This is a genomic window from Streptomyces sp. NPDC052023 (genome assembly GCF_044548465.1).
GTDB lineage: Bacteria > Actinomycetota > Actinomycetes > Streptomycetales > Streptomycetaceae > Streptomyces.
In genome coordinates this window covers 553,741-576,777 of the sequence record NZ_JBIUBW010000002.1, presented here as the reverse complement: position 1 = coordinate 576,777, position 23,037 = coordinate 553,741, and the positions used below count along the sequence as shown (strand labels likewise).

Genomic DNA, 23,037 nt, shown 5'->3' with positions numbered 1-23,037 from the left:
TCGGGTCCTCCGTTGCGCGGGGTGGCTTCCCTTCATACGGCCGACAGGGAGCGGACGTTCAAACAGTTGCTGGAACCATCCGCCTCGTCGGTGCAGTCTCTTCCCTCGTGGCGAGTGTTCCGAACCAGGGCCGGCCGGGCGACGCGCCCGCGCACATGGTGGTGTGCGGCGACGACGGGCTCGCGCACCGGCTCGCGGCCGAACTCAGGGGTGTGTACGAGGAGCAGGTGACCCTTGTCGCGCCGCCCTCCGAACGCCCGGTCCCGCAGCCGGCCGCCGGGCGCGCCCGGGCCGCTTCGGCCGCGCTGCTGGACCGGATGGTGAACGCGGCCAGCCGGGCCGGGGGCAACGGCGCCCCGGTGAACGGCCGGAGCCCCGGCAACGTGCGGCTCGTGGAGGCCGCCGAGCCGTCCGAGGCCGTGCTCGCCGAAGCGGGCGTGGAGCGGGCGACCGCGCTGGCGCTCGTCTACGACGACGACGAGACCAACATCCGCGCCGCCCTCACCGCCCGCCGCCTCAACCCCCGGCTGCGGATCGTGCTGCGCCTCTACAACCGCCGGCTCGGCCAGCACATCGAGGAACTCCTCGACCAGGCCGCCGCGTTGGCGACCGGCACCCCGCACGGGACGGCCACCGGCTTCGACCCGTCCACGACCGTGCTGTCCGACGCCGACACCGCCGCGCCCGCGCTGGCCGCGACCGCCCTGGTCGGCACCAGCAAGGTCGTGCAGACCGACGGGCTGCTGCTGCGCGCGGTGGAGCGGACGCCTCCGGCACCCGGACAGGTCGCCGACCCGGGATTGTGCACGCTGGCGCTGCTGTCGGCGACGAGCAGCGATCCGGCGGGTGCCGACGGGTCGGAGGGCAGCGGGGAGCGCGGGCCCCGGCTGCTGCCGGACGAGGAGGAGGTGGCGGCCGCGACCGGGCGCGGCACGGTGGTGCTGGAGCAGGTGTCCTACGCCGGCGCACCCCGGTCCGCCGGACGGTCGGCCGGTGTCGTACCGCCGCTCTCCTCCCTGTTCTCCCGGCGGCTGCGCTGGTCGCTGGCCGGTCTGGTGGGTGCCGTGGTGGCGCTGGCGATCGCGCTGACCGTGGTCACCGGCGACCATCCGCTGCACGCCACGTATCTCACGCTGCTCGACATCCTCGGCATCGACGACCCCGCCACCAACGCCTCCCTCGGGCGGCAGATCCTCCAACTCCTCTCCGCCGTCGTCGGGTTACTGCTGCTGCCGGTGCTGCTGGCCGCCGTGCTGGAGGCCCTCGGCACCTTCCGGAGCGCCTCCGCGCTGCGCAGGCCGCCACGGGGGCTCGGCGGGCATGTCGTCCTGCTCGGCCTCGGCAAGATCGGCACGCGCGTGCTGACCCGGCTGCGGGAGCTGCACATCCCCGTGGTCTGCGTCGAGGCCGACCCCGAGGCCCGGGGCATGGCGACAGCCCGTCGGCTGCGGGTGCCGGTGGTGCTCGGGGACGTCACGCAGGAGGGCGTCCTGGAGGCGGCGAAGATCCATCGCGCCCACACGCTGCTCGCCTTGACCAGCGTCGACACCACCAACCTGGAGGCCGTCCTCTACGCCCGCTCCGTCCGGCCCGACCTCCGGGTCGTACTGCGGCTCTACGACGACGACTTCGCCGCCGCCGTCTACCGCACCCTGCGCGCCGCCCACCCGCGGGCGCTCACCCGCAGCCGCAGCGTCACGCATCTCGCCGCGCCCGCCTTCGCGGGGGCGATGATGGGGCGCCAGGTGCTGGGGGCGATCCCCGTCGAGCGGCGGGTGCTGCTGTTCGCGGCCGTGGAGGTGCGGGGCATCCGGCAGCTGGAGGGCAGGACGGTGGCCGACGCCTTCCGGGCCGGTTCCTGGCGGGTGCTGGCCCTGGACACGGCGGCCCCGGGGGAACGCCGCCCGGACCTGGCGACGAGCCCGGCGGCCTCGGACCGCGCGGCGGCCTCGGACCTCGTCTGGGACCTGCCGCCCACCTATGTGCTGCGCGCCGAGGACCGCGTGGTCCTGGCGGCGACCCGCCGTGGGCTCGCGGAACTCCTCGGCCGCAGACGCCGGGAACGAACGGGGGCGTAGGGGTCCGCCCGGCGCTCACCCGGCTCTCCTCTCCGGGCCCGGCCACGAGGGGGATCCGTGGTCGCCGGGCCCGGGAGGGGAGATCTCAGCCGGGGAGTGTCACTTCCCGGCGGACGCCTTCAGGTGGCGCTCCGCGAAGTCCAGCTCGAGGCGCACCTGCTTGATGCGCTCGTCCACGACCAGGGAGCCGTGCCCCGCCTCGTAGCGGTAGACCTCGTGGACCGCTTCACGGGCCTGGAGGCGATTGACGTAGTTCTCGATCTGGCGGATGGGGCAGCGCGGGTCGTTGACGCCGGCGGAGATGTAGACCGGCACCTTGACCTGGTCGACGTACGTCAGCGGCGAGGACGCCTCGAAGCGCTCCGGGACCTCCTCCGGGGTGCCGCCGAGCAGCGTGCGGTCCATGGCCTTCAGGGCCTCCATCTCGTCGTGGTACGCGGTGACGTAGTCGGCCACCGGGACCGCGGCGATGCCCATGGTCCACGCGTCGGGCTGGACACCGAGGCCCAGCAGTGTGAGGTACCCGCCCCAGGAGCCGCCGGTCAGGATCAGCCGGTCCGGATCCGCCAGGCCCGAGCTGATCGCCCACTCGCGGACCGCCGCGATGTCCTCCAGCTCGATCAGGCCGACCCGGTGCTTCAGGGCGTCCGTCCAGGCCCGCCCGTAGCCCGTCGAGCCCCGGTAGTTGACCCGGACGACCGCGTACCCGTGGTCGACCCAGGCCGCCGGGCCCGCCGCGAACGAGTCGCTGTCGTGCCAGGTCGGACCGCCGTGGATGTCGAAGACGGTCGGCAGCGGTCCCGTGGCCCCCGCCGGCTTCTGCACGAGCGCGTGGATCCGGCCACCGGGGCCCTCCACCCAGACGTCCTCCACCGGCACCGAGCCCGGGGACTTCATCCCCGGCGGGTCGAGCACCACGCCTCCGGCCGTGGAGCGCACCGACGACGGCTCGGCCGCGGACGACCACAGGTACTCCACGCTGCCGTCCGGCCGGGCCGTGGCGCCAGACACCGTGCCGGTCGGGGTCGGGACCTTCACCAGCTCGCGGGTGCCCAGGTCGTAGCGGAACAGCTCGCCGCGCGCCTCGTGGCTGTGCCCGATCAGCAGCCCCGAGCCGTCCGGATACCACTCGGCGCTCACGTCGCCCGGCAGGTCCAGCGCCAGGTCGGTCTCCTCGCCCGTGCCGACGTCCCACACCAGCGGCTCCCAGCGACCGCGCCGCTGGTGCCCGATGAGCAGCCGCGTGTCCCCGGCGACCGGCGCGAAGCCCAGCACCTCCAGGCCCAGCTCGACCGTGCCGCCCTTGGTGTCGTCGAGTTCGGCGACCTGCGTGCCGTCGGGGCGCAGCACGCGCAGCGCGGAGTGCATGGCGTCGCCGTGCTCGGTGTGCTCGACGGCGATCAGCGAACCGTCGTGGGAGAGGTCGCCCACGCCCGCCGACTCGCGGTGCCGGTAGATCTCCACCGGCGCCTCGCCCACGCGCGCGAGATGGATCGTGGTGCCGTCCTCGTCGGTGGAGCGGCCCACCACCGCCGTGCGCCCGTCCCGCCCGAGCGCGAGGCCCGCCGGGTAGGACGGATCGAGACCGGGCACGGCCAGCTCGTCCTCCCCGCCCGCGAAGGGCTGCCGTCGCCACACCCCGAACTCGTCGCCGTCCTTGTCGTCGAACCACCAGATCCACGCGCCGTCCGGGGAGAGCAGGCCGTCCGTCGTGCCGTTCGGCCGGTTCGTCACCTGGCGCTGCTCACCCGTCGCCCGGTCCCAGGCGTACAGCTCGTACGTCCCCGTCGCGTTCGACACGAACAGGGAGCGGTCGGGGGCGTCCTCCGCCCAGTCGGGCAGTGACACCCGCGGCGCCCGGAAGCGCTTCTCCCAGTCCGGCATTGCCTCGCGCCGCTCGGGCGAGGGGGACCCGTTGCTCTCAGTCATGACCCCATACTGCCCGCCCCGGCCGGCATCCCGCTCCCGAGGTCCCCAGCCTGTGGATAACTTCGGGACCCCGCACCCCGCAGCGCCCCGGGCCCCCCGTACCTTTGGAGGCGTGTACCGGTTTCTGCTGACCCCCCGTTGGTGGGGGATCAACCTCTTCGTGCTGCTCGCCATCCCCTTCTGTGTCTTCATGGGGTCCTGGCAGCTGAGCCGGTTCGAGGCACGGGTCGAGGATCATCGAAGCGCCGAGGAGCAGGCCACCTCGGACGGGAAGCAGGCCGCCCGGCCCCTGGACGAGCTGCTGCCCGTCGACAAGGAGACCTCCGGCGACCCGGCGACCGCAGGCGGCCGGTACGGCGAGCAGCTGCTCGTGCCGGACCGGGAGCTGGACGGCCGGCGCGGGTACTACGTGCTGACCCTGCTGCACACCGACGGCGGCAAGGCCCTGCCCGTCGTGCGGGGCTGGCTGCCGGGTGAGCCGGACGCCGCGAAGGTGCCCGCCCCGCCCCGTGGCGAGGTGACCGTCACCGGTGCGCTCCAGGCCTCGGAGAACCCCGGTGAGAACGGCGTCAGCGCACGGGCCGGGCTGCCCGAGGGCCAGACCGGGGCGATCAGCGCGGCCTCGCTGGTGAACCTCGTGCCCCACGACCTGTACGACGCCTGGGTCACGCTCGACAAGGGCGACTCCGGGATGCGGACCGTGCCCGTGAGCGCGGCGCCGGACACGGGGCTCGACCTCAAGGCCTTCCAGAACCTGGGGTACACCGGGGAATGGTTCGTCTTCGCGGGCTTCGTCGTCTTCATGTGGTTCCGGTTGTTCCGCCGTGAGGTGGAGTTCGTGCGGGACGGCGAGCTGGGGCTCCTGGATACCGGCACCGCCCCGGCCGCCCCGACGGCCACCGCCTCGCAGGCTCCGGACACCCCGGACGCCGAGGGCGCCTACGACACCGGCAGCACGCCCGTCCGGTAGATCGTCCCCACGCACGCGTTCGGCACCGTCGCCGAGACCGTGGGCGAGCCCGCCTCCGCCGTGTAGGAGACGACGACGCTTCCGTCCTTCGTGCCGTCCTCGGTCATCAGCTGCGTCGACGTACCCGTGTCGCCGCCCGCCGGCGTGGTCCCGGGATCGTCCGTGGGCGAGGGGTCGGGCGACGGGCCGCCGGTCTCGCCGCCGTTGTCACCGCCGGGGTCGGTGGGGCAGGTCTCCGAGGGCACCCAGGCGAACCGCACCTCGTACGCCGCGCCCGGCTCCAGCACCAGCTGCGGGACCTCGAGGGCCGGGTCGGGCAGGCCCGCCGCCGCGTCGCCCGCCGTGTGCGCGGCGACGCTCATCCTGGCCGCGTCAGCCGCGCCCTGCGCGAGCGGGGTCACCGCACCGGCGCCGCCGACGGTACAACCCGCGGTGGAGACGTTGGTGATCCGGAACGTGCCGTACACCGCCCCGGTCGCGTCCGGGACCCCGGTGGTCGCGGTGGCCGAGCCGAGCTGGGTCGCCGTACAGACCGGGGCGGCGACCGCGCTGGTCGCAGAGGGGTAGACACCGTCGGTGCTGTCGTCGACGACACCGCTGCTCGGGGTGGGGCCGGCGCCCTTGTCGTCCTTCTCGGAGCCGCCCTTGCCCTTGTCCTCGGCCGAGCCCGTGGAGCCGGCCGAGGTGCTGCCCGTGCCTTCGGTGCTCCCGCCCTCGCTCGCGCCGCCCTGCGCCGCCGCGCCGTGGCCGGCGATCGAGGGGTTGGCGTCGGGGCCGGTGGAGCTGGAGACGTGCACCAGCGCGGGGACGGCGGTGCAGACGAACAGCGCCGCGGCCGCCATACCGACGGCGGCCTGCCGCTTGCGGGCCCGGCGTGCGGGCACCGCCCGCCGCAGATGGTCCAGCGTTCCGTCGCGCGGCTCGATGTCCTGCACCGCCTGGTGCAGCATCCTGCGCAGTGCCAGCTCGTCCGGGTCGAGGCCCTCGAAGCCCTGGTCGTCGAGGCCGTGGTTCACAGTTCCGTTCCCAGCGTGCGGTTGCTTCGGCTCTTGCTCGTGCGCCCCGGTGGGCTCACGCAAGATATCGGGCGAGGAGTCGCCGGACGCCTCACGCGCCCGGTCCCACCGCGCGGGCTCCTCCCGCTCACGAGGCTCTCCCGTCATGCCGGCGCCTCCATGGCGATCCGCAGCGCGGCGATGCCGCGGGAGCCGTACGCCTTCACCGAGCCCAGCGATATGCCGAGCGTCTCGGCGACCTGGGCCTCGGTCATGTCCGCGAAGTAGCGCAGCACCAGGACCTCGCGCTGCCGGCGCTGCAGCCCCTTCATCGCCTTGATCAGCGAGGCTCGCTCCAGCAGGTCGTACGCTCCCTCCTCGGCGCTCGCCATGTCCGGCATCGGCTTCGACAGCAGCTTCAGGCCGAGGATGCGGCGGCGCAGCGCCGAGCGCGAGAGGTTCACGACGGTCTGGCGCAGATAGGCGAGGGTCTTCTCGGGGTCGCGGACGCGTTTGCGGGCGGAGTGGACGCGGATGAAGGCCTCCTGGACGACGTCCTCGCAGGAGGCCGTGTCGTCGAGCAGGAGCGCGGCGAGACCGAGCAGCGACCGGTAGTGCGTGCGGTAGGTCTCGGTGAGGTGGTCGACGGTGGTCCCGGCCGCCGCCACCTCTTCGGCGCCGTCACGCTGACCGGGGATGCGGGCGGGCCGCGCTGCGGGCATGGGCGCGATCACCGGCATGCCGCCGGGCATGCGGGTGCGTACGGGCCGCCGGGGCGGCCGCAGGGCCGTGCCGCCGGCCACCGCGGGGAAGTCGAGTACCTCTGCCACGCCAGTTGGACACGTTCACCCCCGCCAGGGTTGTACGTGCCGGACGTCACTCTCGTTCTCGCGCCAGGCAGCACGACCGACGGTGCCCCATATGCACTCATGCGTCCCGCTCTTCCCTTACATCCCATACGAGCGAGCGTCCCCACGCCCACTCATCGGCGTCCCCACGCCTCGGATCAACGCGCCCCAACACCCCGGGAAGGGCGACCGCAAAGACGCTCCCCGCCCTCCGCACGGTTGCGGAGGACGGGGAGGAAAATCCTTACGTTGATCCTACAAATAGATCAGGACATCGCCAGGGGCAATTTTCTCTCAGGTCATCTCGGCGGCGACCAGTTCGGCGATCTGCGCGGTGTTCAGCGCCGCCCCTTTGCGCAGATTGTCCCCGCACACGAAGAGCTCCAGCGCGGTCGGGTCGTCCAGCGCCCGCCGCACCCGCCCCACCCACGTGGGATCGGTGCCCACCACGTCCGCCGGGGTCGGGAACTCGCCGGCCGCCGGATCGTCGCAGAGGACCACACCCGGCGCGGTGGCGAGGATCTCCCGTGCCCGGTCCACCGTCACCTCGTCCTCGAAGCCGGCGTGCACGGTCAGCGAGTGCGCGGTCACCACGGGCACCCGGACACAGGTGACGGCGACGGGCAGCTTCGGCAGGCCGAGGATCTTGCGGGACTCGTCCCGCACCTTCATCTCCTCCGACGACCAGCCGTCCTCCCGCAGCGATCCGGCCCACGGCACGACGTTCAGCGCGACCGGCTCCGGGAACGGCCCGGTGTTGTCCCCCACGGCCCGCCGTACGTCGCCGGGGCCGGTCCCCAGCTCCGTACCGGCCACCAGGGACAGCTGCTGCCGCAGCGTCCGTACGCCCGCCTGCCCTGCGCCGCTGACCGCCTGGTACGACGAGACCACGAGTTCGCGCAGGCCGAACTCGGCGTGCAGGGCGCCCAGGGCGACGATCATCGACAGCGTGGTGCAGTTCGGGCTGGCGACGATGCCGCGCGGCCGGACCCGCACCGTGTGCGGATTGACCTCCGGCACGACCAGCGGCACGTCCGGGTCCAGCCGGAAGGCGGCGGAGTTGTCCACGACCACCACGCCCTTGGCGGCGGCGAGCGGCGCCCAGTGCGCGGCGACCTCGTCGGGGACGTCGAACATGGCGATGTCGACCCCGTCGAAGGCCTCCTCGGACAGGGCCACCACCTCGACCTCCTCGCCGCGCACGGCCAGCTTGCGGCCGGCCGAGCGCGGCGAGGCGACGAGACGGATCTCGCCCCAGATGTCCGCGTGCTGGGACAGGATCTGGAGCATGACCGTGCCGACGGCTCCGGTCGCCCCCACGACCGCGAGCGCCGGTCGTCCGGTCATCGGCCGGTGCCTCCATAGACGACGGCCTCGTCGCTGTCGGAGTCGAGTCCGAAGGCGGTGTGCACGGCGCGCACGGCCTCGGCCACGTCGTCGGCGCGGGTGACGACCGAGATACGGATCTCGGAGGTCGAGATCAGCTCGATGTTCACCCCGGCGTCGGACAGCGCGGTGAAGAAGTCCGCGGTGACTCCCGGGTTGGTCTTCATGCCGGCGCCGACCAGCGAGATCTTGCCGATCTGGTCGTCGTAGCGCAGCGAGTCGAAGCCGATGCCCGGCTTGTTCTTCTCCAGCGCGTCGATGGCCTTGCGGCCCTCGGTCTTCGGCAGCGTGAAGGAGATGTCCGTCAGACCGGTGGAGGCGGCGGAGACGTTCTGCACGACCATGTCGATGTTGATCTCGGCATCGGCGATCGTGCGGAAGATCGCGGCGGCCTCGCCCGGCTTGTCCGGCACGCCGACGACCGTGACCTTGGCCTCGGAGGTGTCGTGCGCGACACCGGAGATGATGGCCTGCTCCACGTGCTTTTCCCCTTGCTCGATCGGCTCGCTGCTGACCCACGTGCCCTGAAGTCCGCTGAAGGACGACCGGACATGGATCGGGATGTTGTAGCGGCGGGCGTACTCCACGCAGCGGTGGAGCAGCACCTTCGACCCGGACGCCGCCAGCTCCAGCATGTCCTCGAAGGAGATCCAGTCGATCTTCCGGGCCTTCTTCACCACGCGCGGGTCGGCGGTGAACACACCGTCGACGTCCGTGTAGATCTCGCACACCTCGGCGTCCAGCGCCGCGGCCAGCGCGACCGCGGTGGTGTCGGAGCCGCCGCGGCCCAGCGTGGTGATGTCCTTGGTGTCCTGGCTGACGCCCTGGAAACCCGCCACGATGGCGATGTTGCCCTCGTTCAGCGAGTCCCGGATCCGGCCCGGCGTGACGTCGATGATCCGGGCTTTGTTGTGGACCGAGTCGGTGATGACACCTGCCTGGCTACCGGTGAAGGACTGGGCCGAGTGGCCCAGGTTTTTGATCGCCATGGCCAGCAGTGCCATGGAGATCCGCTCTCCGGCCGTCAGCAGCATGTCGAGCTCGCGGCCGGCAGGAATCGGGGAAACCTGCTCGGCGAGATCGATCAGCTCGTCCGTCGTGTCGCCCATCGCGGAAACCACGGCGACCACCTGGTGGCCGTTCTTCTTGGCTTCCACGATTCGCTTGGCGACGCGCTTGATGCCCTCGGCATCGGCTACGGAGGAGCCTCCGTACTTCTGCACGACAAGGCCCACGTGCGCTCCTCGCTCAGTCCGTCGTATGTTCCGCGGTCCACAGATACGCATATGCACCGCGGTCGGCTCAGTTTAACGAGCGGCCGAAAATCACCCTCGCGATATCGCATGGTGAGATCTCCGCCGCCCGCTCCGGGGAAGCACATGCCCGCACAGAGGACGGGCCACTCGGAAAGTGCCCCGCATCACAAAGTCACGAGCCCCTCGCCCCGGCCGCTACGTCACCCGCAGGCCGAGCGGACCCGCGATCTCCTGCTGCATGACCTTGCCGGCCTCGATCTCCAGGGTGTCGTCGCCCATGCCCTGATCGGTGTCCAGACCGTCCAGTTCCGCGAGCGGCTGGTCGAGGCGGACGTGGATGAGTACCGACTGCAGGGCGCGCAGGGTGGCGGACGCCGTGGGCCCCCAGTTGGAGAAGTAGGAGAACTGCCACCACCACAGGGCCTCCGTGGTGCGGCCTGCGCGGTAGTGGGCCATGCCGTGGCGGAGGTCGGTGATGACGTCCGCGAGGTCGTCGGAGATCCGGGCCGGCACGGGGGCCTTGCGGGGCTCGTAGGGGTCGAAGACCTCGGAGTAGACGTCGATCGGCTCCAGCAGCCGGGCCAGGTTCTCGCGCAGCCCGTCGACGTCGGGCTCGGGGCCGGAGTCGGGCTCGTAGCGCTCGTCCGGGACGATGTCCTCGTGGGCGCCCAGACGGCCGCCGGCCAGCAGGAGTTGGGAGACCTCCAGCAGGAGGAAGGGCACGGCCGAGGCCGGCTCGTCGCCACGGGCCACCTCGGTGACGGCTACCAGAAAGCTCTCGACCTGGTCCGCGATCTGGACGGCGAAGTCGTCCGGGTCCCGGGTCGTGGAGTGCAGCGTGGCGTCAGACATCTAGGAGTCGTCTCCCCTCGAAGGCGCGGCCGAGGGTCACCTCGTCCGCGTATTCCAGGTCGCCGCCCACTGGGAGGCCGCTGGCCAGGCGGGTGACCTTCAGGCCCATGGGCTTGATCATGCGGGCGAGGTACGTCGCCGTGGCCTCGCCTTCGAGATTGGGGTCCGTGGCCAGGATCAGCTCGGTGACCGTGCCGTCGGCCAGGCGGGCCAGCAGTTCCCGTATCCGCAAGTCGTCCGGGCCGACGCCCTCGATGGGGCTGATCGCGCCGCCGAGCACGTGGTAGCGGCCCCGGAACTCGCGCGTGCGCTCGATGGCGACGACGTCCTTGGGTTCCTCGACCACACAGATCACCGCCGGGTCACGGCGGCTGTCACGGCAGATCCCGCACAGCTCCTCCTGGGCGACGTTGCCACAGGTGGCGCAGAAGCGGACCTTCGCCTTGACCTCCAGGAGGGCGTGCGCGAGCCGGCGGACATCCGTCGGCTCGGCCTGCAGCACGTGGAAGGCGATCCGCTGGGCGCTCTTGGGACCGACGCCGGGAAGCCGCCCCAGTTCGTCGATGAGGTCCTGAACCACGCCTTCGTACAACGGACTGCCGCCCTTCCTGGTGGTGTTCAGTACGTACGGTAGTTTCCCGCAGCCCGTCTTAGAAGGGCAGTCCGGGGATGCCACCGCCGCCCAGGCCCTGGGCCAGCGGGCCCAGCTTCTGCTGCTGGAGCGCCTGCGCGTTCTCGTTGGCCGCCTGCACGGCCGCCACGACCAGGTCGGCGAGGGTCTCGGTGTCCTCCGGGTCCACCGCCTTCGGGTCGATCCGCAGGGCGCGGAGCTCACCGGCGCCGGTCACCGTGGCCTGCACCAGACCGCCGCCCGCCTGGCCGTCGACCTCCGTCTGCGCCAGTTCCTCCTGCGCCTTCGCCAGGTCCTGCTGCATCTTCTGGGCCTGCTGCAGCAGCTGCTGCATGTTGGGCTGGCCACCACCGGGGATCACGATCAGCTCCTCTTCCGGGGCTCACGAGACACGGGGTTTTCCCGCTCAGCACGAGCCTACGTGGTCCACGCGGCCGTCGCCCCAGCACTCTTTCGAGTGAGAGGACTGCATTTCCTATACCTGATCAAGACCCACTTCCGGGCGGAAAACAGGGGAAAGCAGGGCCTTCGCCACCCATTGGGCGGTAGGAAGGGTCACGGCGCATCGGCGTCACCATCAGGCGGGATGTCGTGACGACGCGCGCGCCGTAACGACGTGTCACGCACCGTGATCAGCTGTGGTCGATAGGGAGTGCCGGGTGGGTCAGCCGGAGATGCAGCCCGAGGGTCCGCCTCAGGACGGGCGGGGCGAGGGTGCCGCCGGTCTGCGGCCGGGCGATCTGGCCGGGCGGTCGTTTCCGCTCGGGGACTGGGCGGAGCCCGCCATGCGCCTGGACGAGCTGTACCGGTGGGTGGAGCGCGGGGCGCTGGACACGGCGGCCTGGTATCTCGCCGACCGGGTGTGGAAGCGGCGGCAGGCCCGGGTCCTGCGGTGCGGGGCGGCGGTGGGCGCCGTGACCGGGGCCGCGCTGCCGTTCCTCGACCTGACCGGGGTGGTGGGCGGTGTGGCGCCCTGGGGGTACCTGGCGCTGCTGGTCGGGGTGTCGTGCGTGGCGGTGGACCGGTACTTCGGCGTGACGTCCGGGTGGATGAGGGACGTGGCGACCGCGCAGGCCGTGCAGCGCAGGTTGCAGGCACTGCAGTTCGACTGGGCGGCGGAGAGCGTGCGGGAGGTGCTCGGGCCCACGGAGGGTACGGCCGGGGAGGCGGCCGAGCGGTGCCTCGGGGTGCTGCGGAGGTTCTCGGAGGACGTGACGGAGCTGGTGCGCACGGAGACGGCGGACTGGATGGTCGAGTTCCGGACCGGGCCGGCGCCGCTCGGGATCCAGTCGGCCCTGGTGTCGGGGGGCCGGCCGGAGGGTGCGGCCGGGCAGGGCAGGTTCCCGTTGCCCCCGGGAGCGGCGGCCCGCCCCAACATGCCACGGCAGCGCCCGCCCGAGCCCCGCTGACCCGCCTTGCGGCCGCCGTCGCCGAACGCGCGGGGGCGTCAGCCGCACAGGCCCGGATCACGCAGACACGGCAGGTGCCCCTTGTCGCGGATCACGTCCTGGCTGGTGGACTCGTCGACGTAGGCGAGGAAGCTGGCGGCCAGGGAGCCGGGCCGGGGCGCGCCGTAGGTGTAGGCGTACTCGACGTCCTTGTACGGGTAGCGGCTGCCGCCCAGCTCGATCTGCCGGTCGTCGGGCTGGTCGCCGGCCAGGGCGACCCGGTTCACGTCGTCGCCCCGTTCCCTGGCGAGGCCGAGTTCGCTGTAGCCGATCGCGCCCGGCTGTTCCCCGACCTTGTCCAGCACGGCTGTGGTCGAGCCGAGTTCGCAGCGCGTGACGGTGTCACCGGCCGGGGCGGGCGGCCGGCAGTCCAGTGACGTGCTCGGCGCCTGCTCCCACCCGCGCAGCACCCGGTCCTGGAAGATCTGCCGCGTGCCGGACTCGTCGCCCCGGCTGACCAGGACGATGGGCAGGTCGGCGATCTCCTGCACACCGGGGACGACCTGCCCCCAGCGCTGGTACCGGCCCGCGTAGATGTCCCGCACCTCCTCCAGGGACAGTCCGTGCGGGCCGAGTTCGACGTCCGGGTGGACGACGAGGGTGAAGACGGAGAGCGCGACCGGCACTCCCGTCAGGTCCCAGCGTTCGCCCATCGGCCCGTCCGAGAAGGCGATCACCGACCGGGCCGCGTTCTTCGACTCCGCGCCCAGTTCGGCGAGTTCGGCGACGCCGTTCTCGCTGCCCCGCGCCTCCACCGCGATGTCGGCGCCCTCGCACTTGTTCTCGTACTGCTCGGCGAGCGTGCTGACGACGGGCTCGAAGGCGGTCGAGCCGATCACCCTCAGCCCGCCCTGCTCGCACTCGATCGGATTGCCGTCCCGCAGCACGATGATGCCGGCGAGGAGGATCAGGGCGAGGGTGAGCGCGGCGCTGAGCAGCCGGGCCGCGGGACTGAACGTGCGCTGCTTCTCGTCCGGCTTCGGAGCGCTGTTGCGGTGCACCTTGCCGTCCCGGAGGCCACCGATCAGCTTGACCTCCCCTTCCGCCGGTCCTCCGGAGAGCAGCACGAGCAGCTTGAAGTGATCGCCCGGGTTGAGCGGCACCCGGGGGATGGTCACCGTGCTGCCGACGTGCTCGAAGCCGTTGGCGTTCGTGAAGTGGCTGTTGAGATGGTCGATGCCGGACGGCTGGGTGACGGCGACGGCCTGGACCGTGCGTCCCGTGAAGTCGGCGGTCAGGCCGTGGACCTCGGACGAGGTGTAGTCGTTGTCGGCGACGCTCTGGGACCCGTCGTTCTCGATGCGCAGCAGGACGAGCGAGGCGTCGGCCATGTTCGGTACGTCGAAGTCGCCGAGGCGGGGGTTGGCCGCGCCGTCGCCTATCGGGCTGTCCATCTGCACGCGGTAGCCGATCAGCTTGCGGCGCGGCACCCGGCGGTCGTAGAGGAACATCACGATCGGCACGAGGAGACCGAGGACGGACGTGCCGATGGCGATGACGTTCTCGATGTTCAGCCACTCCACTGGTGGTCCCCCGCCACTCACAGAGCTCGGATCGTGGGGTCACCGTACGTCTGTCCGAACCGCCCGTCAGGGCCCTCCCGGCAATGTTCGCCGGCCGTTCAACTTCCCCACAGGAACCGTGACTTCCGCCGCCTCCCGGCGCTCGTCACTGGCGCCGGTACGTCAGTTTCTCCCCGGTGGTCCCGTTCAGGCGCTGGAGGCTGCCGTCCGGCTGGAGGGTGACCTCGGTGGCCGCGCCCGGCGTGCAGGCGGTGGGCGGCTCGCCCGCCGTCACCGTGGACGGGCCGACCCGCACCGGCCCGTCCGCGCCCGGCTGCTCCGCCAACTCGGCCTGGAAGACGCAGTGGTAGCTGCCGCCGCCCTCGGCGGGCCCGTCCGCCACGAGGGACAGGACGGTGTCGCCGACCTCGCCCTGCTGGAGGGTGAGCGTGCGGGTGTGCTGCCCGCTCGCATTCTCGATCGTGGTCGTCCAGGTGCCGAGGTAGCCGTCGGGTATCGGGCCGCCTGGGGGCGTGGACGAGGCCGGCGGTGAGGGCTCGGGCTCCGGGGTGGACGCCTCGGGGCCGCTCGGGCCGGAGGAACTGACGGGCGCGGAGGCGGTCGGGCCGGCCTGCGGGTCCTCGCTGCCGTCCATCAGCGCGTACACCGTCCCGCCGGCGGCGAGCGCGACGACCAGTGCCATCGCGACCAGCGCCACGGTGGTGCGGCCGCTTCTGCGGGGCGGCTCCTCGGGGGTGCCGGTGGGAAGGGTGCCGTAGGGCGGGGTGGGGCCGAGACCGCCCGTGTAAGGGCCGGTGCCGTAGGAGGAGTTCCCGTAAGGGCCGCTGGTGTAAGGGCCGTTGACGTACGGGCCGCTGGCGTACGCGCCGGAGGCGGGCGCGCCGCCGCTCCGGGGCCCGTGGGCGGGCACGTACGGCGGTGGCGGTGCCGCGCCCGGTGCCGAGCCGGGACCCTGGGGTTGCTGGGGATGGCCGTGCCCCTGCTGCGGGTAGCCGTACGCCGGGTGCGGCGGCACCGGGGGCGCGGCGCCCTGGGCCGCGGCCACGGTGGGCATCCGGTCCAGCGGCTGCGGCCCGGCGGTCGGCGGTGCCGCCTCGTCGGCGGGAGACGCGTGCTCGGGCGACGCGCCCCGGTCGGCGTCGGCGCCCTCGGCCGACTCCGGATCCTCCGTGTCCAGCAACTGCACCGCGTGCCGACCGAGTTGGGCGACCAGCCCGCCCGGCAGCCAGGGGTCCCGGGACCGCCCGCCCGTGACGGTGTCCTCCGCGCCCGTGCGGCGCAGGACGTCGTCCAGCGAGGGCCGGGCGGCCGGTTCCTTGCGCAGACAGTCGCGCACGAGGTCGGCGATGCCCTCGGGGACGCCGTCCAGGTCCGGTTCCTCCTGGGCGATGCGGAACATCAGGGCGTGCACCCCGCTGTCCGCGCCGCCGAAGGGAAGGCTGCCGGTGGCGGCGTAGGCGAGCACGGAACCGAGGCAGAAGACGTCGCAGGCGGGCGTGATGCGGTCGCCGCGCACCTGCTCCGGGGCCATGAAACCGGGCGAGCCGACGAGCGCGCCGGTCCGCGTCAGGCCGCCGTCGGTCACGGTCTCCATCGCCCGCGCGATCCCGAAGTCGATGACCCGCGGCCCGTCGATGGTGACGAGCACGTTGGACGGCTTGAGGTCCCGGTGCACGATCCCGGTGGCGTGGATGTCCTTCAGCGCGTGCGCCAGCCCGGCCGCGAGGATCCGCACGGAGCGTTCGGGCAGCGCCCCGTGGTCCCGGCCCACGACCTGCTGCAGGCTCGGCCCGGCGACATAGCCGGTGGCCACCCACGGCACGGCCGCCTCGGTGTCGGCGTCGAGCACGGGCGCGGTCCAGTGACCGCCGACCTGCCGTGCCGCCTGCACCTCCTGCCGGAACCGCGCGCGGAACTCCTCCTGCGCCGCGAGTTCCTTGCGCACCAGCTTGACCGCGACGGTCCGCCCCCGGTCCGAACGCGCCAGATACACATGCCCCATGCCGCCGGCACCGAGCCGCGCCAGCAGCCGGTAGGCACCGATCCGCGGTGGATCCCCAGGCCCCAGTCTGTCCACGGCGAACCAGCCTCCCCCCATCCGCCCCTGTGCGTTGACCGAAGAATAGTGCGGCGGCACCAGGAGACGGCGGGTCCGCTTTCTACGGTTCCGTAACGGTGATCCGGTACCGACGGACTCCGCCGGCGAGTGCGTGACGACGGTTCAGTGGCGACGCCCCCGTGCCGGCGTACCTCACCCCTGTCTCCCCGCGCCCCCGCTCTGACGGTCCCCGGCGTCCGTCGGCTTCCCCACCTCGTCGAGCACCCGCGACAGCCGCTCCAGCACCCGGACGGTCTCCTCGAACTCCTCCTCGCCCAGCGCCCGGGCCAGCCGGTCGGCGAAATCCGCGTGCCCGGGGCCGATCCGGCGCACCGCCGCGACGCCCGCCTCGGTGGGGGCCAGCAGCTTGGCGCGCCGATGGGTGGGGTTGGGGCGGTACTCGGCCAGGCCCCGCTCGACCAGCAGGTCGGCGATGCGCTGGACGCTCTGCCGGGTGATGCCCATCGCCCGGGCGATCCCGGCGACGGGCAGCGGCTCGCCCAGCACCGCGCCGAGCACCTGCCACCAGGCCGCCGTGAGCCCGGCGGGGCGGGCCAGGTCCTCCGCCACCGCGAGGAACTGGCCGTTCAGCCGGAAGACGCCGAGCGCCCCCCGGCTGAACAGGTCCTGCCGCCGGTGGCTCACCGCGCACCCGCCTGTTCGAGCACGGCGTACGCCCCCGCGTCGGAGTCGTGGAACAGCCGGTACCAGGCGTCGAGCACCTCGCCCTCGTACACCCCGAGCAGCCCGAGGATCTCCCGCGCGAAGGCGACCGGCTCGGTCGGCCCGGCGGTGATCAGGCCGCGGTCGGTGACCGCGTCGGCCTCGACGTACCGCTCGCCGCCCTGGTAGCCGGTGGCGGCGAGGTAGAAGGAGACGGCGCTGGTGTGGTCCCGGTCGTCGAGCAGGCCCTCGCGGGCGAGCCCGGCGGTGGCCCCGCAGATCGCGGCGACGGGCACCCCTGCGGCCAGGAACTCGCGGGCCTTGCGGGCGACCGGCGCGAGATCGTCGCCCGCGTCCCAGAGGTCGGCGCCCGGGAGGATCAGCAGCGAGCTGTCCTCGGGCCGTACGCCGTCCAGGGTCAGGTCGGGCCGGATGCGCAGTCCGCCCAGGCTGGTGACCGGGCCGGCGGTGACACCGACGGTGCGGATCTCGTGCCCGGCGCGGGCGAGGTACGCCGTCGCGTGGCCGGTCTCCCAGTCGGCCAGGGTGTCGTAGACGGCCAGGTGGACGGGCTTGCGAGCGCTGTTCATGACTCCTCCTCGGGTCATGCGGCAGGATCGATGACAGGATGCTGTCATTTTCGACAGCATCCTGTCAACTGTCCCTCCCGTCCACCGTCGACAACCTGTCGCGGAATGCGTGAGACCGCAGACAGGACGCCGATGTCGCGTCCGCATCCCGGACATTTACGCTCGGCCGCATGACCCCTCAGCCCAATCCCGCCGCCGGTGCCGCCGTGAAGGCGGCGGACCGCGCGCACGTGTTCCACTCCTGGTCCGCGCAGGAGCTCATCGACCCGCTCGCCGTCGCCGGTGCGCAGGGGTCGTACTTCTGGGACTACGACGGCAACCGCTATGTGGACTTCACCAGCGGCCTCGTCTACACCAACATCGGCTACCAGCACCCGAAGGTCGTCGCCGCGATCCAGGAGCAGGCCGGGACCCTGTCCACCTTCGCGCCGGCCTTCGCCGTCGAGGCACGCTCCGAGGCCGCCCGTCTGATAGCCGAGCGCACCCCCGGCGACCTCGACAAGATCTTCTTCACCAACGGCGGCGCCGACGCCGTCGAGCACGCGGTGCGGATGGCACGGCTGCACACCGGCCGCCCGAAGGTGCTCTCGGCCTACCGCTCGTACCACGGCGGCACCCAGCAGGCCGTGAACATCACCGGCGACCCGCGCCGCTGGGCCAACGACAGCGGCACCTCCGGCGTCGTGCGCTTCTGGGCGCCCTTCCTCTACCGCTCCCGCTTCTACGCCGGGACCGAGGAGCAGGAGTGCGCCCGGGCGCTGGAGCACCTTCAGGCCACGATCGAGTTCGAGGGCCCGGCGACCGTCGCCGCGATCATCCTCGAGACGGTCCCCGGCACCGCCGGGATCATGGTGCCGCCGCCCGGCTACCTCGCGGGCGTCCGCGAGATCTGCGACACGTACGGGATCGTCTTCGTCCTCGACGAGGTGATGGCGGGGTTCGGTCGCACCGGTGAGTGGTTCGCGGCGGACCTGTTCGGCGTCGTGCCGGATCTGATGACCTTCGCCAAGGGCGTGAACTCCGGCTATGTGCCGCTCGGCGGCGTCGCCATCTCCGGGGAGATCGCCGCGACCTTCGGCAAGCGGCCCTACCCGGGCGGACTGACCTACTCCGGCCATCCCCTCGCCTGCGCCGCCGCCGTCGCGACGATCAACGTGATGGCCGAGGAAGGCGTCGTCGAGAACGCGGCGCGGCTCGGCGCCGACGTCGTCGGCCCGGCGCTGCGGGAGCTGGCGCAGCGGCACCCGTCCGTGGGCGAGGTGCGCGGCACCGGCATGTTCTGGGCGCTGGAGCTGGTGCGGAACAGGGAGACCCGCGAGCCGCTGGTGCCGTACAACGCGGCCGGCGAGGCCAACGCGCCGATGGCCGCGTTCGCGGCGGCGGCCAAGGCGGGCGGGGTGTGGCCCTTCGTGAACATGAACCGGACACACATCGTCCCGCCGTGCAACGTGACCGAGGCCGAACTCAAGGAGGGTCTGGCGGCGCTGGACGCGGCCCTGTCGGTGGCCGACGAGCACACCGAGTAATCACGGCCGGGCATCCGACCGCGTATGGTGGCGTGCTCGTGGACCCGCACCACGAGCACGCCCCCCGCACGCGACGAGGAGACCGCCCGACCATGCCCGGCAACGGCGCTGTGACCCGCAGCACCCTGCGGCAGCAGATCGCGGACGCGCTGCGCGACGAGGTGCTGGCCGGGCGGCTCCAGCCGGGTCAGGAGTTCACGGTCAAGGAGATCGCCGACCAGTACGGGGTCTCCGCGACGCCGGTGCGCGAGGCGCTGGTCGACCTGTCCGCGCAGGGGCTGCTCGACGCGCTCCAGCACCGGGGCTTCCGGGTGCGGGAGTACTCCTTCGCCGACTTCCGTGGGCTGGTCGAGGCGCGCAGCCTGGTCATGGACGGCATGTTCCACGCCCTGGAGCGGGGCCGGGGCGGCCCGCCGCAGTTCCAGGACCCGGGCGACCCCTACACGGCCGCCGCCCTCGCGGGTGTGCGGCGGCGTGGCGAGGAGGCGCAGCGCGCCGCCTGCGCCGGGGACCTCACCGTGCTGATCGGCTACGACCTGCGCTTCTGGCGTGAGCTGGGCAGCCTGTTCGGCAACCCGTACCTGGTGGACTTCCTGCACCGGCTGCGCGTGCAGTCCTGGGTGTGCGCGGTGCAGCATCTGCGCCGGCTCCCCGATCTGCGCGGTCACCTGTGGGCCCGTCACACCGAACTGATCGACGCGCTGTCACGGCGCGACACCGACGCCGCACGCTCCCTGGTCGCCGAGCACAACGCGCACGCGCTGGCTCTGATCGAGCGGCTGGCCGACGTCTGACGTGGGTATGGGACCTGCACGCGGGGCCCCGCCCCGCGGCACACGGATTACCCTTCTTCGACCAACGTGCTATGCGCTGCCTGCGTCAACACCCCGCGCCGCCTGCGTGAAGAGGAGCCCTCTTTTGGCCTGTGACCTGTGGCTGGTACCGCTCGTCGACGTGTTGTGCCACACCCCCGACAACCCGTTCGCCGAGGAACTCGCGCAATACAACAAGGTGCTCGCCGAGGCCGGGCTGCCGCCGGTGCCGGTGTACCAGTACATGCCGGGCCTGTCCGGCGAGGTCGCCCCCGTGGCCGGCTTCGACTACGACGCGCTGCACTTCCTGCGCCGCGCGTATCTGCTCCAGGTGTGCGGCCTGCCGGTGACGCCGGTCGACGAACTGGGCGGCGACTACGAACAGCTCCTGGAGATGTTCGAGACGACGGCCCAGCAGTCCCATCTGGTCTGGCACTACGACCACGCCGGGGCGTACGTCCCCGTCGACTTCCCGCACCCGTTGTCGGACGACGAACTCCTCGCGGGCGGCGGCCCGCTGGGCTCCTCGCAGGCGCTGCTGCGCGAGCTGGAGTTCGTGGCCCCGTCGATCGGCATCGACCCGGCCAACCCCCCGGCCGCCCCCCAGCCCCCTTCAGGTCCCACGGAGTTGGAGGAGCCCGCCGTTCCCGCCCCGTACGACCCGAGCCCGTTCGCCCGCGAGCGTCACGTCTGGCTCGGGCTGCACGCGGCGGCGACGCGGAGCCTGGCACAGGGGTCGATGATCGTGTTCAGCTGACCGGGCCGCCCTCCCGGGCCCCGCTTCAGCTCCGGCCGATGAGGATGACGGCAGGCGGCCACAGCACTCCGGCCGCCATCAGCAGGGACGGCCCGAGGTGGACCGGGCACACCCGCAGGGGCGCCCTGTTGTGGCGCGCGACCTCGAAGACCGCGGGGTCGGAGCACTCCGACCCCGCCGCGTCGGCGCCCTCTCCGCCGTACGGGCCATGGCACGGCACGATCCCGTGGTTGCTCATACGCCGATTGCACCGCCCCCGACGGCCGCACGCCCGCCGGACGCACCCGGAGGGCGTAGCGGCGGGCGTGGAAAGGAGGGCCGGCAGGCCGGCTACAGGAACGAGTTGATCTCGATCGTCTCGTCCCGGCCCGGACCCACGCCGATCGCGGAGATCGGGGCGCCGGACATCTCCTCCAGGGCCTTGACGTAGGCCTGCGCGTTCTTCGGCAGGTCGCTGAAGGACTTGGCCTTGCTGATGTCCTCCGACCAGCCGGGCAGCATCTCGTAGACGGGCTTCGCGTGGTGGAAGTCGGTCTGCGAGTACGGCAGCTCCTCGACCCGCTTGCCGTCGATCTCGTAGGCCACGCAGACGGGGATCTGCTCCCAGCCGGTGAGGACGTCGAGCTTGGTGAGGAAGAAGTCCGTCAGGCCGTTCACACGGGTCGCGTAGCGGGCGATCACCGCGTCGAACCAGCCGCAGCGGCGGTCACGGCCGGTGGTCACACCGCGCTCGCCGCCGATGCGCCGCAGCGCCTCGCCGTCCTCGTCGAAGAGCTCCGTCGGGAACGGGCCCGCGCCGACGCGGGTCGTGTACGCCTTGAGGATGCCGATGACGCGGCTGATCTTCGTGGGGCCGACACCGGCGCCGGTGCAGGCACCGCCCGCCGTGGGGTTGGACGACGTCACGAACGGATACGTGCCGTGGTCGATGTCCAGGAGGGTGCCCTGGCCGCCCTCGAAGAGGACCACCTTGTCCTCCTCCAGCGCCTGGTTCAGGACCAGGACGGTGTCGGCGACGAACGGCGCGAGCTGGTCCGCGTAGCCGAGCAGTTCCTCGACGACCTGGCCGACGGCGATCGCGCGGCGGTTGTAGAGCTTGGTGAGGATCTGGTTCTTGACGTCGAGCGCGGCCTCCACCTTCTGCGTGAGGATCGACTCGTCGTACAGGTCCTGGACCCGGATGCCGACGCGGTTGATCTTGTCGGCGTACGTCGGGCCGATGCCGCGGCCCGTGGTGCCGATCTTGCGCTTTCCGAGGAAGCGTTCCGTCACCTTGTCGACCGTCACGTTGTACGGCGTGATGATGTGCGCGTTACCGCTGAGCAGGAGCTTGGACGTGTCGACGCCACGCTCGTTCAGCCCGCTCAGCTCGGAGAGCAGGACAGACGGGTCGACGACGACGCCGTTGCCGATGACCGGCGTACAGCCGGGCGAGAGGATTCCGGAAGGGAGCAGGTGCAGCGCGTACTTCTGGTCGCCGACGACGACCGTGTGGCCGGCGTTGTTGCCGCCCTGGTAGCGCACTACGTAGTCGACCGACCCGCCTAGCAGGTCCGTCGCCTTTCCCTTGCCTTCGTCACCCCACTGAGCACCGAGCAGCACAAGTGCGGGCACGCGCGTACACCCCTTCCGGGCGGGGCATGTCCAAGGTCAGGGGCGAACGCGGTGGAGTTGCCGCCGCGTGCCCCGCGGCCGTCGTTGGCCGCGCCGTCGGACCGGATGCCCCGGAATAGACGAAGCCCCTGGCGCAATAGCGCAAGGGGCTCTTGCACAAAGATGCTACCCGAGGAAGCGAGGCATGACCGAGGTGGCGACTTCTCCGACGTCCGATCAGCTGCTGGTGATCATCGATCCGGTCGCTCGGAGGACGGACGGGGAGTCCGTCCGCATCGCGAAGGACGTGCTCAGCGCGGGTGCGACCGCCAAGGTGTGCCTGCCCGACGGACCGGAGGAGTTCGCCCGGGCCCTGGCCCGCAGGGGCTCACGGCGGCCGGTGGTGATCGGCGACGACCGCGCCCTGGTGCGGACGGTGGCCCTGCTGCACCGGCAGCGGGAGCTGGCCGGAAGTGTGCTGTCGCTCGTCCCCGTGGGGCCCGCCCTGGCTCTCGCCACGGCCCTGGGGGTGCCGACGAGCACGGTGCCGGCGGCACGGGCCGTGCTGGAGGGGATCGAACGGCGCCTGGACCTGCTCGTCGACGACAGCGACGGGGTGGTGCTCGGCGCGCTGCGGATTCCGCCGGTGCCACTGGGAGAGGGGGGTACGGCCGCGGCCCGGGCGCCCTGGCTGCGGACCTGCCAGTCGCTCGTGCGCACCCTGGTGGCGGCCCGTCCGGCGCGGCTGCCGTCGGTGCCCGCGCCCGCACCGGCGCGGCTGCGGATCGAGGTCGACGGGTCGACGCTGGTCGATCTGGACCAGCCGGTCGAGGCCGTGTCCGTCGCCCCGGACGGCTCCGGCGCGGCGGAGATCGAGGTGCGCCCGCTGTCGGTGGGCGCGGAGGCGACGCCGCTGCGCGCGGAGGGACGGACGGTGACCGTCTCGGGAGCGGACTTCCGCTACCACTCGGACGCGGGCGTGAGCGGACCGGTGCGGACACGGACGTGGCGGGTGCGGGAGGGGGCGTGGGGGCTGACGCTGCCGGGCGGTGCGGCGCGCTTGCGGTAAGGGGCCGGCGTCG

21 protein-coding genes are annotated in these 23,037 nt (G+C 72.4%); 7 read left to right on the top strand and 14 right to left on the bottom strand.

The features are described from left to right. Nucleotides 1-155: 155 nt before the first annotated feature. The gene (locus tag ACIHCM_RS06740; protein ID WP_399890583.1) at nt 156-2,078 is read left to right on the top strand and encodes an NAD-binding protein; all 1,923 of its coding nucleotides are present in this window, start codon (nt 156-158) and stop codon (nt 2,076-2,078) included. Between the two features lie 99 nt (nt 2,079-2,177). On the opposite strand, the gene ACIHCM_RS06735 is transcribed toward ACIHCM_RS06740, so the two are convergent. Beyond that, nucleotides 2,178-4,007, bottom strand: a complete 1,830-nt coding sequence (locus tag ACIHCM_RS06735) for a prolyl oligopeptidase family serine peptidase (protein ID WP_399890119.1) — start codon at nt 4,005-4,007, stop codon at nt 2,178-2,180. Between the two features lie 112 nt (nt 4,008-4,119). Here ACIHCM_RS06735 and ACIHCM_RS06730 point away from each other — a divergent pair, with 112 nt between their 5' ends. Then, a complete protein-coding gene (locus tag ACIHCM_RS06730; RefSeq protein WP_399890116.1) occupies nt 4,120-4,977 on the top strand; it encodes an SURF1 family protein in 858 nt (285 codons plus the stop codon). On the opposite strand, the gene ACIHCM_RS06725 is transcribed toward ACIHCM_RS06730, so the two are convergent. The 7 genes from ACIHCM_RS06725 to ACIHCM_RS06695 all read right to left on the bottom strand — a co-directional run bounded on the left by ACIHCM_RS06725 (nt 4,947) and on the right by ACIHCM_RS06695 (nt 11,306). Next, nucleotides 4,947-5,993, bottom strand: a complete 1,047-nt coding sequence (locus ACIHCM_RS06725) for a hypothetical protein (protein WP_399890113.1) — start codon at nt 5,991-5,993, stop codon at nt 4,947-4,949. The two genes, ACIHCM_RS06730 and ACIHCM_RS06725, sit on opposite strands and share 31 nt — an antisense overlap. 143 nt (nt 5,994-6,136) lie before the next feature. Continuing rightward, entirely contained in the window at nt 6,137-6,712 is a 576-nt protein-coding gene (locus tag ACIHCM_RS06720; protein WP_399890580.1) for a SigE family RNA polymerase sigma factor, read from the bottom strand. A 402-nt stretch (nt 6,713-7,114) separates the two neighbouring features. Continuing rightward, nucleotides 7,115-8,167 (bottom strand): aspartate-semialdehyde dehydrogenase, encoded by a 1,053-nt coding sequence (locus tag ACIHCM_RS06715; RefSeq protein ID WP_399890110.1) that lies wholly within the window; start codon nt 8,165-8,167, stop codon nt 7,115-7,117. Next, a complete protein-coding gene (locus ACIHCM_RS06710) occupies nt 8,164-9,441 on the bottom strand; it encodes an aspartate kinase (protein WP_393103717.1) in 1,278 nt (425 codons plus the stop codon). The genes ACIHCM_RS06715 and ACIHCM_RS06710 overlap by 4 nt, the downstream gene beginning before the upstream one ends. Nucleotides 9,442-9,657: 216 nt before the next feature. Continuing rightward, nucleotides 9,658-10,314, bottom strand: coding sequence for a DUF5063 domain-containing protein (locus ACIHCM_RS06705; RefSeq protein ID WP_399890105.1), 657 nt, complete (start codon nt 10,312-10,314; stop codon nt 9,658-9,660). Continuing rightward, complete coding sequence (recR, locus tag ACIHCM_RS06700) at nt 10,307-10,906, bottom strand: recombination mediator RecR (RefSeq protein ID WP_189695777.1); 600 nt, start codon at nt 10,904-10,906, stop codon at nt 10,307-10,309. Before recR ends, ACIHCM_RS06705 begins: the two co-directional genes overlap by 8 nt. A 58-nt stretch (nt 10,907-10,964) precedes the next feature. Then, nucleotides 10,965-11,306: a YbaB/EbfC family nucleoid-associated protein gene (locus tag ACIHCM_RS06695; RefSeq protein ID WP_399890102.1), complete on the bottom strand. Its 342-nt coding sequence runs from the start codon at nt 11,304-11,306 to the stop codon at nt 10,965-10,967. A 298-nt stretch (nt 11,307-11,604) separates the two neighbouring features. On the opposite strand from ACIHCM_RS06695, the gene ACIHCM_RS06690 reads away from it, so the two are divergent. Further along, on the top strand, nt 11,605-12,354 hold the full coding sequence (locus tag ACIHCM_RS06690) for an SLATT domain-containing protein (protein ID WP_399890099.1): 750 nt from the start codon (nt 11,605-11,607) through the stop codon (nt 12,352-12,354). A 38-nt stretch (nt 12,355-12,392) separates the two neighbouring features. On the opposite strand, the gene ACIHCM_RS06685 is transcribed toward ACIHCM_RS06690, so the two are convergent. From ACIHCM_RS06685 to ACIHCM_RS06670, 4 genes are all read right to left on the bottom strand, one after another. Beyond that, nucleotides 12,393-13,916 carry a substrate-binding domain-containing protein gene (locus ACIHCM_RS06685; protein ID WP_399890096.1) on the bottom strand — a complete coding sequence of 508 codons (1,524 nt, stop codon included), beginning with the start codon at nt 13,914-13,916 and terminating at the stop codon, nt 12,393-12,395. Nucleotides 13,917-14,061: 145 nt separating this feature from the next. After that, nucleotides 14,062-15,993 (bottom strand): protein kinase, encoded by a 1,932-nt coding sequence (locus ACIHCM_RS06680; RefSeq protein WP_399890093.1) that lies wholly within the window; start codon nt 15,991-15,993, stop codon nt 14,062-14,064. A 174-nt stretch (nt 15,994-16,167) separates the two neighbouring features. Then, complete coding sequence (locus tag ACIHCM_RS06675; RefSeq protein ID WP_399890090.1) at nt 16,168-16,659, bottom strand: MarR family winged helix-turn-helix transcriptional regulator; 492 nt, start codon at nt 16,657-16,659, stop codon at nt 16,168-16,170. After that, nucleotides 16,656-17,267, bottom strand: a complete 612-nt coding sequence (locus tag ACIHCM_RS06670) for a type 1 glutamine amidotransferase family protein (RefSeq protein ID WP_399890087.1) — start codon at nt 17,265-17,267, stop codon at nt 16,656-16,658. The genes ACIHCM_RS06675 and ACIHCM_RS06670 overlap by 4 nt, the downstream gene beginning before the upstream one ends. Before the next feature lie 170 nt (nt 17,268-17,437). Between ACIHCM_RS06670 and ACIHCM_RS06665 the strand changes: the two genes are divergently transcribed. From ACIHCM_RS06665 to ACIHCM_RS06655, 3 genes are all read left to right on the top strand, one after another. Next, a complete protein-coding gene (locus tag ACIHCM_RS06665; protein ID WP_399890084.1) occupies nt 17,438-18,793 on the top strand; it encodes an aspartate aminotransferase family protein in 1,356 nt (451 codons plus the stop codon). Between the two features lie 92 nt (nt 18,794-18,885). Further along, a complete protein-coding gene (locus tag ACIHCM_RS06660; RefSeq protein ID WP_399890081.1) occupies nt 18,886-19,587 on the top strand; it encodes a GntR family transcriptional regulator in 702 nt (233 codons plus the stop codon). A 124-nt stretch (nt 19,588-19,711) separates the two neighbouring features. Next, nucleotides 19,712-20,362 carry a hypothetical protein gene (locus ACIHCM_RS06655; protein ID WP_399890078.1) on the top strand — a complete coding sequence of 217 codons (651 nt, stop codon included), beginning with the start codon at nt 19,712-19,714 and terminating at the stop codon, nt 20,360-20,362. 25 nt (nt 20,363-20,387) lie between these two features. Here ACIHCM_RS06655 and ACIHCM_RS06650 read toward each other — a convergent pair whose 3' ends face one another. Together ACIHCM_RS06650 and ACIHCM_RS06645 are read right to left on the bottom strand one after the other, a co-directional pair. Beyond that, entirely contained in the window at nt 20,388-20,600 is a 213-nt protein-coding gene (locus ACIHCM_RS06650; protein WP_399890075.1) for a hypothetical protein, read from the bottom strand. Nucleotides 20,601-20,692: 92 nt separating this feature from the next. Continuing rightward, nucleotides 20,693-21,976 (bottom strand): adenylosuccinate synthase, encoded by a 1,284-nt coding sequence (locus ACIHCM_RS06645; RefSeq protein WP_399890072.1) that lies wholly within the window; start codon nt 21,974-21,976, stop codon nt 20,693-20,695. 184 nt (nt 21,977-22,160) lie between these two features. Here ACIHCM_RS06645 and ACIHCM_RS06640 point away from each other — a divergent pair, with 184 nt between their 5' ends. Next, a complete protein-coding gene (locus ACIHCM_RS06640) occupies nt 22,161-23,024 on the top strand; it encodes a diacylglycerol kinase (protein ID WP_399890069.1) in 864 nt (287 codons plus the stop codon). Nucleotides 23,025-23,037 lie beyond the last annotated feature (13 nt).

Bases quoted from the DNA above. Each gene is read 5' to 3' on its own strand.
- ACIHCM_RS06640 (WP_399890069.1), top strand. From the start codon at position 22,161: ATGACCGAGGTGGCGACTTCTCCGACGTCCGATCAGCTGCTGGTGATC.
- ACIHCM_RS06650 (WP_399890075.1), bottom strand. From the start codon at position 20,600: ATGAGCAACCACGGGATCGTGCCGTGCCATGGCCCGTACGGCGGAGAG.
- ACIHCM_RS06735 (WP_399890119.1), bottom strand. From the start codon at position 4,007: ATGACTGAGAGCAACGGGTCCCCCTCGCCCGAGCGGCGCGAGGCAATG.
- ACIHCM_RS06670 (WP_399890087.1), bottom strand. From the start codon at position 17,267: ATGAACAGCGCTCGCAAGCCCGTCCACCTGGCCGTCTACGACACCCTG.
- ACIHCM_RS06740 (WP_399890583.1), top strand. From the start codon at position 156: ATGGTGGTGTGCGGCGACGACGGGCTCGCGCACCGGCTCGCGGCCGAA.
- ACIHCM_RS06665 (WP_399890084.1), top strand. From the start codon at position 17,438: ATGACCCCTCAGCCCAATCCCGCCGCCGGTGCCGCCGTGAAGGCGGCG.
- ACIHCM_RS06660 (WP_399890081.1), top strand. From the start codon at position 18,886: ATGCCCGGCAACGGCGCTGTGACCCGCAGCACCCTGCGGCAGCAGATC.
- ACIHCM_RS06715 (WP_399890110.1), bottom strand. From the start codon at position 8,167: ATGACCGGACGACCGGCGCTCGCGGTCGTGGGGGCGACCGGAGCCGTC.
- ACIHCM_RS06720 (WP_399890580.1), bottom strand. From the start codon at position 6,712: ATGCCGGTGATCGCGCCCATGCCCGCAGCGCGGCCCGCCCGCATCCCC.
- ACIHCM_RS06705 (WP_399890105.1), bottom strand. From the start codon at position 10,314: ATGTCTGACGCCACGCTGCACTCCACGACCCGGGACCCGGACGACTTC.